This window comes from Methylibium sp. (genome assembly GCF_013817365.1).
Lineage (GTDB): Bacteria > Pseudomonadota > Gammaproteobacteria > Burkholderiales > Burkholderiaceae_C > Methylibium.
Window position 1 is genome coordinate 22928 of the sequence record NZ_JACDCU010000005.1, and the last position, 11689, is coordinate 34616.

An 11689-nucleotide genomic window follows, 5' to 3' on the forward strand; every position below is an offset into this window, starting at 1 on the left:
TGCTCCTTCGCTACATCGACAGCGCCCGCACGATGGCGCCTGCGCCGCCGAGCATCAGCACGACGAACAGCGCCTGCTTGATGCGTGCGGGCGGCAGTGCACCACGCAGCCTGCTGCCCGCGAACACGCCGGCGGCGCAAACCGGTAGCAGCCACAGGCCGGTGAGCAGCAAGTTGTCCTGCTGCAGCAGTCCGACGCCGGTGAAGACAACGAGCCGCATCAGCGCGCTCGTCAGAACGACCGCAGTCATCGTCGCGCGAAGCGCCCCGGCGTCGTCGAGCCGGCGCGCCAGGTAAATGGTGTAGATCGGCCCACCGGTGCCGAACAGTGCGCTGAAGACGCCACCGACAACGCCCGCTGGTACGACCCACAGGGTGCCGATGGGGTGGCGAGCCGGCGGCGCGACGAGGCTCCACGTCGCGTTGGCGAGCACGAAGACGCCCAGCGCGAGCAGCAGCCACCGGGGCTGTACGCCGACCAATGCAATCACGCCGATGGCCACGCCGATCAGCATGCAGGGCATCAGGCGAAGCAACTCCGCGCGCGAGATCTGCTTCCAGTTGCTCACGCCCACCGCCGACGTTGCCGCCAGGTCGAGCAGCAGCACCAGCGGCACTGCGAAGCTCAGTGGAACGAACTGGACGAGGACCGGCACCGCGACGATCGAGGAGCCGAAGCCGGTGAGGCCGAACACCGTGTAAGCCGTGAACACGATGGCCGCCATGCCGATGTAGGCCGGCAGCGTCGGATCCATCAGATGAGGCTCTGGCCCGGCCTCACCTTCGAAAAGTGCACCGGCTCATGGCTCACCTGCAGCTCCGCGCCGTTGCGGCGAACCACGGTGAAAGTCGACGTCTCGAGGTCGCCCACTTCCGGGAAATCCTCGCGGAAATGCGCGCCGCGCGAGTTCTCCCTTGCCAGCGCCGACACCGTGATGGCGCGGCTCACGTCGATCAGGCTCTTCAGATTGAGCCATTCGTGCCAGCTCACGTTGAACGTACGGTCGTCCGCCGGCACGCCGGTGCGCGCGAGTTCGGCATCGAGCTCGCTCAACCTCGCCTGCGCGCGCCGCAGACCCTGCGCACTGCGCAGGATGCCGGCGTCTTCCCACATGCAGGCAAACAGCTCTTCGCGGATCGCCTCGATACTGCCGGGTGCGTGCTGGAACGGCGCCTCGTGCGCGGTGATGCTCTGGCGGATCGTCGCTTCGTCGGGCTCGCGCCAGCCGCCGTTGCGGCCGACCCAGGCCGCCATCGTGTCGCCCGCGATGCCGCCGAAGACGGTGGAGTTGGCCACGCCGTTGCCGCCCAGCCGGTTGGCGCCGTGCACACCGCCGGTGTCTTCGCCAGCCGCGAACAGCCCGATGAGCGCCGTAGAACAGTCGGGGCGGAACGCCACGCCGCCCATCAGGTAATGAGCGGTGGGCACGACCTCGACCCGCCCCCCGGCCAGATCGAAGCCGCAGTCGGCGCAGCGCTCGACCATGCCCTTGAACTGGCGGCGCACGTTGTCGGGGCCGAGGTGCGACATCTCGATGTAGACGCCGCCGTTGGGCGAGGTGCGGCCGGCGCGCATCTCGGTGAAGATGGAGCGCGAGACGATGTCACGCGTGGCGCGTTCGCCGCGTGCGTCGTAGTGGGCCATGAAGCGCGCACCGCTCCCGTCGAGAAGGTAGCCGCCCGCACCGCGCAGGCCTTCTTCGAGCACTGTTCCTGTCATGCGCGTGCCCGACCCGGCCAGCAGCCCGGTCGGGTGGAACTGCACCATCTCCATGTCGCGCAGCGACAGCCCGGCGCGCAGCGCCATCGCGAGGCCGTCGCAGCTCTTGTCGCCCGAGGGCGTGTGGTACTTGTACATGGTCGGGCCGCCGCCGGTGGCCAGCAGCACGGCCTTGGCCTGGACGAATACGTATTCGCCGTTCCGAATATCGATCATCAGCACGCCGGCGATCGCGCTGCCGTCGGCCGTGCGAACCAGCTCGATGGCGCGGTGTTCCTCCAGGCGCCCGATGCCGCGCGCCCAGACCTGCTCGGCCAGGCGGTTGATGATCTCGATGCCAGTCAGGTCGCCCTTGTGCACCGTGCGATCGAAGGTCTGCCCGGCGAAGGCTTTCTGGTGCACGGTGCCGTCGGGGTTGCGGTCGAAGAAGCAGCCGAGCTCGTTCTCGAGCTCGCGGATGCGCACGACCGCCTGCTCGACCAGCGTCCACGCGAGTTCCTGGTCGGCGAGCCACTTGCTGCCCTCGATCGTGTCCATGAAATGACGCTCGACCGAATCGCCCTCGGCCAGCGCGACGTTGTAGCCGCCCTGGACCATGCGCGTGCAACCCGACTTGCCGAGCAGCCCCTTGACCGCTACCGTGACCGAGAGCGAGGGATCGGCGGCATGAGCATGCAGCGCTGCGAAGAGGCCCGCGCCGCCGGAGCCGAGGATCAGGACATCCGTCTGCAGACGCCGGTACTTCACGCCTTGACTCCCAGGCTCGCGAGCACCTGGCTTCGGCGGCCCTTCGCGTCCTTCATGACGACGTCGTACAAGCTGTTGCCATGGCTGTCCATCGCCACCAGCAGCGGGCCGAAGTTGCGGATCCTGAAGCGCCACAGCGACTCGGGGTTCAGGTCATCGAGATCGACGTCTTCGATCTGTTCGATCCAGGTCGTCTCCAGCGCCGCCGTGCCGCCGACGATGGCCAGGTAGGCGCCGCCGATCTCGCTGAACGCGGCCAGCGTTTGGTCGCGCATGCCGCCCTTGCCGATGATGAGGCGAACGCCTTCACGGGTCATCAGCGGCCGCGTGAAGCGCTCCATGCGGTCGGAGGTGGTGGTGCCGATGCACACCGGCGCATAGCCGGCCGGGTGCTCCGAACTTTCGGGAACGCGCTTGACGTTCGGCGCGGTGTGGATCACCGCATGACCGCGCAGGTCGAAGCGCGTCTTGCGGCCGCGGTCGAACATGTGGATCTGCGTCGCGTCGCGGATGCCGAACAGCGTGTCCTGCAGCGTGACCGTGTCGTCGACCCGCAGGCGGCGAACCTGTGCTTCGTCGACCGGTGTCGTCAGTTCGTGATGCGCCATCGCAGCCTGCTCCTTCAAAAGCCGTAGCTCACGCCCTCGGGCGTGAAGGTGGCGCGCGCACGCCGTGCCGAATGGCACTGCATGTTCACGGCGATCGGGTTCATCGTGATGTGCGTCCCGGCCAGTTCGATCTGCACCGCGAACGCGGTCGAGTCGCCGCCGAGCCCCTGCGGCCCGACGCCGAGTTCGTTGACCGCCTTGGACAGCTGCGCTTCGAGCTCAGCGCCGTCGGGGTCGCTGCAAACGGTTCCCAACTCGCGCGTTGCCGCCCGCTTGGCCAGCGCCACCGCGAGGTCCGAGGTGCCGCCCAGACCCACGCCCACGATCGTCGGCGGGCAGGTCTTGCCGCCGGCCGCGAGCACGCAGTCGATCACGAAGGCCTTGATCGCGTCGATGCCTTCGGCCGGGATCGCCATCTTCAGGAAGGAGTTGTTCTCCGAGCCGCTGCCCTTGGGAATCATCTCGATCTCGAGCCGGTCGGGCGCGTCGATGAAGTCGATGTGAATCACCGGCACCTCGATGCCGCACGAGGTGTGCTCGTTCTTGCGCGTCAGCGGGTGCACGACCGACGAGCGCAGCGGGTACTCGCGCGTGGCGCGCTCGCAGCCACGCCGCACCGCCTGCTTGAGCGCATGGCCATCGAGCTCGATGCCTCGGCCGATGGCCAGGTTGTAGATCGGCACGCCGGTGTCCTGGCACAGCAGGTTGTCAGTGTCCTCGGCCACGCGGATGTTGGTCAGCATCGTGCCGAGCACGCGCTGTGCGGTCGGCGCCGTCTCGCTCTTGGCGAGACGGTCGAATCCCTGCTTGATGTCCGGCGGCAGCACCTTCAGCGCTCGGATGTACAGCTCCTTGGCCGCGTCCTCGACGCGCTGCAGATCGATCTTCAAGGTCTCGTCTCCTTGTGGCTTGCGGTGCCGCCGCACAGTGACATCAGTTCTGCTTCAGCTTGCGGCTCTTCACCACCTGCGCCCAGCGCACGGACTCCGTGTCCATCTGCTTGGCAAGCTCGGACGCGGTGCCACCGATCGGCGCCATGCCGAGCACGAACAGGCGCGCCTTGATCTCGGTGTCCATCAGCGCGGCCGCGCTGTCGCGCTGCACCTTGGCGATGACATCGGGCGGCGTGCCGGCCGGGGCGTACAGGCCGAACCAGCCGGTGTTCTCGAAGCCCGGCAGGCCGCTCTCGGCCACCGTCGGCACGTCGGGCAGCAGCTTGGAGCGCTCCTTGCCGGTTACCGCCAGCGCACGCAGCCGGTCGGGGCCGATCAGCGCGGCAGCGACGGCGATGTTGCCGACCATCACCTGCGTCTGGCCGCCGATGAGATCGGTGTAGGCCGGTGCTTCGCCCTTGTACGGCACATGCTGCATGTCGATGCCGGCGGCGTCGGACAGGTTCTCGGCCGCCAGGTGAACCTGGCTGCCCACGCCGGCCGAGCCGAAGCTCAAAGCGCCGGGCTTGGCCTTCGCGGTCGCGATCAGGTCCTTGATCGACTTGATGGGCGACTTGTCGGGCACCACGACGAGCATCGGGCCGCCGGCGATGTTACTGATCGGCACCAGATCCTTCGCGGTGTCGAACGGCATCTTCGCGTACAGGTGCGGGTTGATCGTGATGCTGCCCGAGGCCATCAGCAGCGTGTAGCCATCGGCCGCCGACTTGGCGACGACATCGGCGCCGATGTTGCCGCCGGCGCCGGCACGGTTTTCCACCAACACCTGCTGGCCCCACTTCGCGGAGAGGCGCTGCGCCAGCATGCGCGCGACGACGTCGGTGCTGCCGCCCGGCGCGAACGGCACGATCATCTTCACCGGCTTGGTGGGCCATGCGGTTTGCGCGTGCAGCGGCGCGGCGAAGGGCAAGGCCAGGCCGCACACGGCCACCAACAACAAGCGCTTCAAGCGGAACCGCATCACTGGCAGTGCTGATTTCATCAATCTGTCCTCCTCAAGGATGCCGCGCCGGGATGGCGCGGCTTGCTGAACATCATGCAACCAGCGCCAGCGCAAAAGCCATCCCGGTTGCTACCGAGAAACCCGCTGCGCCGGCGATCCAGTTCTTGCGCAAGCCGCTCCAGGGCGTGAATTCGATCAGCAGCAGACGAACGCCACCGACCATGTGCATCGACAGCAGCACGACCAGGCCCCACTCGGCAAACTTGAACAGCGGCATGTCCGCCAGGCTCAGCCAACGGTCGAACGCCGCGTGGCCATGCAGCGCCTGCGCCAACACCCAGAAATGCAGCGGCAGGAACAGCGCGAGCAGCAGCCCGGAGACTCTGTGGACAACGAAAGCCCAGTACGCGGCATGGCCGCGGGCGCGCGCGTCGTTGGCTCTTTTCATGCGAGCCGTCCGCTCGACGGGGACGCCGGATGCCTCATGCCGCGACCACCGCATACACCGCGCGCAAGCCGGTAATCAGGATCAGCAACCCGAACAGCCTGGCTGCGAGCAGCGCACGCGCCGCCGGCCAGCGCAGCCATTCCACAGCGATGTTGGAGAGCCCCGGCGGAACGTGGACCGCGCAGGCGACGACGAACAGTGCATAGAAGGCGCCGAAACTCCAGCTGCCCTGCGTGCGCGCAAGGATCTCGCTGCCGCTGAGGCCGCCGCGCACGGCGTAGATCATCACCGCCAGGTGCACCAGCACGCACACGGCGAGCACCATCGCGCTGATGCGCTGGCGGTACCAGCGGCGCGCTTCGGCAAGACCGTCGTTCATCGATCTCGCGCTCCTACCCAACATGGCAGGCCGCCTTTCGACGCCACACGGGCCGGCTCGCAAACGGGCCGGCGCTCGACCCTTCTCACAAACGCCCCCGCACCGCGGCGCGGCCGACCACCCGCTTCAGACCGGCAATGCCCGCGGTCGGCGAGATTTGCTTCGGGCAGTGCACGGTGCAGCTGCCCTGCGTGTGGCAGGCGTGACAGCCGGCGTCACCGGCGACGGCACGCAGCCGCTCGCGTTGCTGCGTGTCACGCACGTCGTTGACCAGCGTCCAGGCACGGTTCAGCGCGGCCGGGCCCAGATAGTCCGGCCGCGAGCTCACGACATCGCACGAGGCGTAGCACACGCCGCAGCCGATGCATTCGACGCCCGCGTCGGCGGCCTTGCGCTCGCGCGAGTCCGGCTTGACCGGCTCGAAGTCATCGGCACGGGTGCGCTTGCCCTTGAAGCTGCCCTTCGCACGCGCCCACTTGTCGAAGAACTCGCTCATGTCTGTGACGAGGTCCTTCACGACCGGCAGGTTCGCCAGCGGGGCGATCTCGAGCTGCCCCTCTCCCACGACCTTGGAGACATGCGTGCGGCAAGTCCACCTTGCAACGCCGTTCACCGTCATGGCGCACGAGCCGCACATGCCGACCCGGCAGGCGAATCGATAGCCGAGAGACGGTTCGAGATTTCGCTGGACGTAGGTGACGACGTCCAGCACGGTCTGGCTTGCCAGGCGGGGAACTTCGTAGCTCACGAAGTCGCCCTGCTCTTTGCCTCGCCAGATTTTCACCGTCAGCTTGTTCGTCATCGACTGCGCCGGGTGTGCGAGAGGACGCAAATGATCAGCCAGTGCACGCGAAATGAAAAGCGAGTAAAGCTGGCCTCAAGGACAAGGAATGCTTTACAAACAAAGCCCTTTCAGCCGAAGCGTCCGCCGTGTCTTCGATCCGCGTTCTCAAGACTTTCCTCGCCGTGGCCCGGCACGGCAGTTTCGCCGCCGCCGGCATGGAGATCGGGCTCACAGCCGCCGGCGTCGGCCTGCAGATGCGCGCGCTGGAGGAAGAGCTCGGCCAGGCCTTGTTCGACCGCGCCGGGCGCTCGATCGTGCTCAACACCACCGGTCGGCTGACCATCGCACCCGTGGCCGATCTCGTGCGCCGCTTCGAGGCGCTCGCCTCGGTCGACACCGACGGCTTGTCGGGCACCGTCGTCGTCGGCGCGCTGGTCTCGGCGCTGATGGGCGCGTTCGCCGATGCGCTGTGGGCGCTCAAGCGCGAGCATCCGCGGCTCGAAGTGAAGTTGCTGGCCGGACTGTCTGCAGATTTCGCACCGAAGGTCGAGCGCGGAGAACTCGACGCCGCGGTCGTGACGCAACCTCCACGCGCCCTGCCCACCGGCGTGAAGTGGACGCCGCTGTATTCGGAGCCGATGATCCTGATCGTTCCGCGCCGGCCGCATTTCAAGCTGGGCCTGCAGGCGCAGGACACGCTTCGCGAGGCGCCGTACCTGCGTTTCGATCGCAACACCTGGACCGGTCAGCTGGTCGAGCAGGTGCTCTCACGCGCCGGTGTTGCGGTCAACGAAAGCCTGGAACTCAACTCCGTGGAGGCCATCGTCGCGCTTGTGCGGCAAGGCTTCGGCGTGTCGATCGTGCCGCAGCTCGACAACGTCGACTGGGATCACGACCGCGATTTGAAAGTCGTTCCGGTGCCGGGCAACCGCATCCAGCGGCATGTGGGCCTGATCGAACGCACGAGCCATTCGCGTATGCGGTTCACCGACCAGATCAAGCAGCATTTCAAGACGAGGGCGCCGCGCCATCGGCTGGGCGAAACGCAGACGCCCTGACGGCATGAGGCTCGCACCGGCGGCGCCCGCGTCGAGATCGCGAGGGCGCTGACTGGCGACCCCTTCGAAGCAGGTCATCGCGCACTCGAAAAGCTGCGCCGTCGGCGCCGGCCAGCGTGCCACGGCATTCACTTTCGTCAACGATCACTACGCCTGCGGCGCCATGATTGCAGCTCAGGCCGCCGGCCTCGCCGTGCCAGAGGACGTCGCGCTGCTCGGCGCGCGAGCCAGCACGGGTGACGGGCAGGCCGACCGGCCCGATCGGTTGCCGCGGGCCTGACGCCGCTGGCCGGCCTGCGCGCAGTTGGGCAGGTACGTAGCTTGCCGCGAACCAAGACACTTCAAGGAGCAATCATGTCGACTGCCTATCGAGACAAATCATCTGGCGCCGATCGGCGCATCGGCTTTGTGCTCCTGCCCCGCCTGGGCGCCGTGATCACCGCGTCGATCGTTGCCGGGCTGGTGTTCGCGATGATGGAAATGGTGCTGGTCGCCCTCGTCATGGGACAACCTTGGTACGGGCCGCTGCACATGATCGCGGCGATCGGCATGGGGCCGCAAGGGGTGCTGCCACCTCCGCCTGCATTTGACTTCGGCGTCGCTGCGATCGCGATGCTGATCCACATGTTGGTGTCCGTTTTCCTCGGACTGGTCCTGGCGACCGCGCTGCTCGCCTTTCGCAGCAGCATGGCGTGGCTGATCGGTCTAATCTTCGGTGTGGCGCTGTACTACATCAACTTCTACGGTTTCACCGCGCTCTTTCCGTGGTTCGCGGAAGCGCGTGGCTGGATCGGGTTGGTCTCGCACGCCGTCTTTGGTCTGGTGCTCGCGTTGATCTACCGGGGGATGGACAAGCGCGAAGCGATCGCCCGGCGTGTCGGCCCCCGCGCCTGACGGGCGTTACCCGAGCTCGACCATTCGATCCAGTTCGGGTTGCGGCCCACCGGCTAGCACCCTGGTGATTGGCCTGCCTGCCGACGACCGCGCCGCGTGAGCCGCTCAACGGACCTGATGGTCGACGGGGAGTTGAACGCGGACGCCGCCTGGTTCTACGCCGATCCCAAGCCCGAAGCCGAGATGATCAAGGGCCGGGTTGCGCCCTGGAAGGGCGTTAAGGGCGAGGCATGAGGAGCATCACATGAGCAAGAGCAAGCCCGTCATCGAGTTCGACGTCGCCGTGATCGGCACCGGCCAGGCCGGACCGACCCTGGCCATGACGCTGGCCGGGCGCGGTGAGAAGGTTGCCCTGATCGAAGGGGGGCTGGTCGGCGGCTCGTGTGTCAATCACGGGTGCACGCCGACCAAGACCCTGCGCAAAAGCGCGCGGGTCGCGCACCTGGCGCGTCGTGCGGGCGACTTCGGCATCCAGGCCGGGAAGGTCGAAATCGACTTCGCGGCCGCGATGGGGCGGATGCAGCAGCGGGTCGACGAGTCGCGCGCGGGGCTGGAAGAATCGATCACCGGGCAGGATGGCCTGACCTTGCTGCGGGGCTGGAGCGCCTTTGCGGGCCGAGCCGGTGACCGGTTCGAGCTGACCGCCGGTGACCAGGCGCTGCGGGCCGCGCGGGTCTTCCTCAACACCGGCACCCGCGCGTTCATCCCGCCGCTGCCGGGCATCGATGACGTGCCGCACCTGGACAACGTCAGCCTGCTCCAGCTGCGCGAGCGTCCGCGCCATCTGATCATCATCGGAGGCAGTTACATCGGCCTCGAGATGGGGCAGATCTTTCGCCGGCTCGGCAGCGAAGTCACCGTGATCGAGGCCGACCCGCGCATCACCGGCCGCGAGAACGAGGCGGTCTCGAAGGCCCTCACCGAGATGCTGCAGGCAGAGGGCATCCGCTTCCACACCGGCAACGAGGTCGAGCGGGTGGAGAAGAGTTCCGATGCCGCGATTGCCGTGAAGGTGGGTGGACAGCGGGTCGAAGGCTCGCACCTGCTGGTCGCCACCGGGCGCAGCCCGAACACCGAGCGCCTCAACCTGGCTGCGGTCGGGGTCGAGACCGACGAGCGCGGCTTCGTGCCCACCAATGGCAAGCTGGAAACCAATGTGCCGGGCATCTGGGCGGTCGGCGACATCAACAAGCGCGGTGCCTTCACCCACACCAGCTACCAGGACGGCCAGATCGTGCTGGCCAATCTCAAGGGCGGCGCACGTTCCGCCGACGGCCGGGTATCGACCTACGCGATGTACACCGATCCGCCGCTGGGCCGGGTCGGCCTGTCGGAGGCGCAGGCCCGCGAGTCGGGCCGCGCCACGCTGGTGGCGAATTTTCAGATGAAGGACGTCAGCCGGGCCAAGGAGGAGAGCGAGACCGCGGGCCTGATGCAGATCCTGGTCGACCAGCAAAGCGAAGAGATCGTCGGTGCGTCGCTGCTGGGGTTCGGGTGCGACGAGGTGATCCAGGTGATCAGCAATTTCATGGCCACCGGCGCCCGCTACCAGGTGCTGCGCGATGCCTTGCCGATCCATCCCACGGTCGCCGAATTCCTGCCCTTCCTGCTGGACAAGGTCGAGCCGCTGAAGTAGCGCCGCCCGGCTTCGCTAAGCTCGAAAGATGAAGCAACCGGATGGCCAACCTGAGCGCGATGCGGCCAAACGACGAGTTCTACCTGATGGGCCGCGTGCCCAAGCCGCCGAAGCCAGATCGCGCCGGCGGCTGACTCGCCACCCGCCGCCGGCGCGGGCGAGCGATCAGTCCGGAGATCCGTCCGGGCGCTGCTGCAGCGCGCTGATCCGGACCTCGATCGGCGGGTGCGTCGACAGCAGCGCCATCATCCCGGCGCCGCGGCTGTTGATGCCGAAGGTCTTCACGGCCTTCGGCAGCTCGCCCGGATCGACGCCACCGAGCCGCGCCAGCGCATTGATCATCGGCTGCCTGCGGCCGAGCAGCCGCGCCGAACCGGCGTCGGCGCGGAACTCTCGCTGGCGCGAGAACCACGCGACGATGATCGCGGCCAGCACGCCGAGCACCATGTCCATCACGATCGTCGTGACGTAGTAGCCGATGCCGACGCCGCGATCGTTCTTCAGCAGCACGCGGTCGACGAAGTAGCCGACGACGCGCGAGATGAACACGACGAAGGTGTTCATCACCCCCTGCAGCAGCGTCATCGTGACCATGTCGCCGTTGGCGATGTGGGCGATCTCGTGGCCGATCACGGCCTCGACCTCCTCGCGGTTCATCGCCTGCAGCAGCCCGGTGGACACCGCGACCAGCGCCGAGTTCTTGAAGGCGCCGGTGGCGAAGGCGTTCGGCGCGCCTTCGAAGATCGCGACCTCGGGCATGCCGATCTTCGCCTTCTGTGCGAAGCGCTCGACGGTCGTGACGATCCAGCGGTGCGTCGGATCGGTGGAGTCGTTGATGACCTGCGCGCCGGTCGACCATTTGGCGACCTTCTTGCTGATCAGCAGCGAGATCGTCGCGCCGCCGAAGCCTATCAGCGCCGAGAACGCCAGCAGCATGCCGAGGTTCAGCCCGTTGGCGGTCAGGAAGCGGTTGACGCCCAGCACGCTGGCGGCGACGCCGAGCACCAGCATCACGGCGAGGTTGGTGACGATGAACAGCAGCACACGTTTCATTTGACTTCTGCGCGCCGGCGGCGCGGCATCGGGGTGGCGACAGCGCGAATGTTAGGGCCGGTGCGGAGTTTCAATGGCGGTCTGCGCCGCGCCCCGGCCCGGGAGGTACGCGGTGCGGATGCCTTGTCCGAAGCGGAGCGCCGACAGCGGAAAAAAAAGGAAGAAAGCGCCGACCCCGATCGGGCCGGTGAGCGTCAGGACCTTGGCGGAGCGAGCCGCAATACGGCGAGCGGCTGGACGCTTGCCAGATAGAGCCGGTACGCGCGCTTTGGCGTGCCATGAAGCTGCTCAAGATGGGTCTGCCTCAAGAGTGGATGGAGCAGGCGCGCAGCGGCAGCTCCGATGTATAGGCCAACGTAGAACTATGGAACGAACGGTTCTGTATCGATAAGCACGTCGGCCGTTTCACTGACCTGCAGGGCGACCGTCGGCCGTGCCTTGGAACGCGGACGGACGTCGCCGGTCAA

13 protein-coding genes and 1 pseudogene are annotated in these 11689 nt (G+C 67.3%); 5 read left to right on the forward strand and 9 right to left on the reverse strand.

The annotated features are described in order from the left end of the window. Positions 1–10 precede the first annotated feature (10 nt). The 8 genes from H0W38_RS00865 to H0W38_RS00900 form a co-directional block, all read right to left on the reverse strand. Positions 11–754 (reverse strand): sulfite exporter TauE/SafE family protein, encoded by a 744-nt coding sequence (locus H0W38_RS00865; protein ID WP_292450626.1) that lies wholly within the window; start codon positions 752–754, stop codon positions 11–13. Further along, positions 754–2466 carry an FAD-binding protein gene (locus H0W38_RS00870; RefSeq protein ID WP_292450627.1) on the reverse strand — a complete coding sequence of 571 codons (1713 nt, stop codon included), beginning with the start codon at positions 2464–2466 and terminating at the stop codon, positions 754–756. The genes H0W38_RS00865 and H0W38_RS00870 overlap by 1 nt, the downstream gene beginning before the upstream one ends. Beyond that, the gene (locus tag H0W38_RS00875) at positions 2463–3074 is read right to left on the reverse strand and encodes a fumarate hydratase C-terminal domain-containing protein (protein ID WP_292450628.1); all 612 of its coding nucleotides are present in this window, start codon (positions 3072–3074) and stop codon (positions 2463–2465) included. The genes H0W38_RS00870 and H0W38_RS00875 overlap by 4 nt, the downstream gene beginning before the upstream one ends. Positions 3075–3088: 14 nt before the next feature. Next, on the reverse strand, positions 3089–3964 hold the full coding sequence (locus H0W38_RS00880) for a fumarate hydratase (RefSeq protein WP_292450629.1): 876 nt from the start codon (positions 3962–3964) through the stop codon (positions 3089–3091). Between the two features lie 43 nt (positions 3965–4007). Continuing rightward, positions 4008–5009, reverse strand: a complete 1002-nt coding sequence (locus tag H0W38_RS00885; protein ID WP_292450630.1) for a tripartite tricarboxylate transporter substrate binding protein — start codon at positions 5007–5009, stop codon at positions 4008–4010. Between the two features lie 52 nt (positions 5010–5061). Continuing rightward, positions 5062–5418, reverse strand: coding sequence for a succinate dehydrogenase, cytochrome b556 subunit (gene sdhC / locus H0W38_RS00890; RefSeq protein ID WP_292450631.1), 357 nt, complete (start codon positions 5416–5418; stop codon positions 5062–5064). Between the two features lie 34 nt (positions 5419–5452). After that, complete coding sequence (locus H0W38_RS00895) at positions 5453–5797, reverse strand: succinate dehydrogenase (protein WP_292450632.1); 345 nt, start codon at positions 5795–5797, stop codon at positions 5453–5455. A gap of 85 nt (positions 5798–5882) precedes the next feature. After that, positions 5883–6599 carry a 2Fe-2S iron-sulfur cluster-binding protein gene (locus H0W38_RS00900; protein WP_292450633.1) on the reverse strand — a complete coding sequence of 239 codons (717 nt, stop codon included), beginning with the start codon at positions 6597–6599 and terminating at the stop codon, positions 5883–5885. 128 nt (positions 6600–6727) lie between these two features. On the opposite strand from H0W38_RS00900, the gene H0W38_RS00905 reads away from it, so the two are divergent. The 5 genes and pseudogenes from H0W38_RS00905 to H0W38_RS00925 all read left to right on the forward strand — a co-directional run bounded on the left by H0W38_RS00905 (position 6728) and on the right by H0W38_RS00925 (position 10169). After that, on the forward strand, positions 6728–7639 hold the full coding sequence (locus tag H0W38_RS00905) for a LysR substrate-binding domain-containing protein (RefSeq protein ID WP_292450634.1): 912 nt from the start codon (positions 6728–6730) through the stop codon (positions 7637–7639). A 76-nt stretch (positions 7640–7715) separates the two neighbouring features. Further along, a complete protein-coding gene (locus H0W38_RS00910; RefSeq protein WP_292450639.1) occupies positions 7716–7919 on the forward strand; it encodes a substrate-binding domain-containing protein in 204 nt (67 codons plus the stop codon). 41 nt (positions 7920–7960) lie between these two features. Beyond that, positions 7961–8533 (forward strand): hypothetical protein, encoded by a 573-nt coding sequence (locus tag H0W38_RS00915; protein WP_292450635.1) that lies wholly within the window; start codon positions 7961–7963, stop codon positions 8531–8533. Positions 8534–8647: 114 nt separating this feature from the next. Further along, positions 8648–8767: pseudogene (locus tag H0W38_RS00920) on the forward strand (DUF427 domain-containing protein); the annotation flags it as partial. Between the two features lie 49 nt (positions 8768–8816). Continuing rightward, positions 8817–10169, forward strand: coding sequence for a mercuric reductase (locus H0W38_RS00925; RefSeq protein ID WP_292450636.1), 1353 nt, complete (start codon positions 8817–8819; stop codon positions 10167–10169). 165 nt (positions 10170–10334) lie between these two features. Here H0W38_RS00925 and htpX read toward each other — a convergent pair whose 3' ends face one another. After that, on the reverse strand, positions 10335–11222 hold the full coding sequence (gene htpX / locus H0W38_RS00930) for a protease HtpX (RefSeq protein WP_292450637.1): 888 nt from the start codon (positions 11220–11222) through the stop codon (positions 10335–10337). Positions 11223–11689: the final 467 nt, after the last annotated feature.

Excerpts from the sequence above, each read along its gene's own strand:
- htpX (WP_292450637.1), bottom strand. The coding sequence starts at position 11,222 with ATGAAACGTGTGCTGCTGTTCATCGTCACCAACCTCGCCGTGATGCTG.
- H0W38_RS00900 (WP_292450633.1), bottom strand. The coding sequence starts at position 6,599 with ATGACGAACAAGCTGACGGTGAAAATCTGGCGAGGCAAAGAGCAGGGC.
- H0W38_RS00895 (WP_292450632.1), bottom strand. The coding sequence starts at position 5,797 with ATGAACGACGGTCTTGCCGAAGCGCGCCGCTGGTACCGCCAGCGCATC.
- H0W38_RS00865 (WP_292450626.1), bottom strand. The coding sequence starts at position 754 with ATGGATCCGACGCTGCCGGCCTACATCGGCATGGCGGCCATCGTGTTC.
- H0W38_RS00885 (WP_292450630.1), bottom strand. The coding sequence starts at position 5,009 with ATGAAATCAGCACTGCCAGTGATGCGGTTCCGCTTGAAGCGCTTGTTG.
- H0W38_RS00875 (WP_292450628.1), bottom strand. The coding sequence starts at position 3,074 with ATGGCGCATCACGAACTGACGACACCGGTCGACGAAGCACAGGTTCGC.
- sdhC (WP_292450631.1), bottom strand. The coding sequence starts at position 5,418 with ATGAAAAGAGCCAACGACGCGCGCGCCCGCGGCCATGCCGCGTACTGG.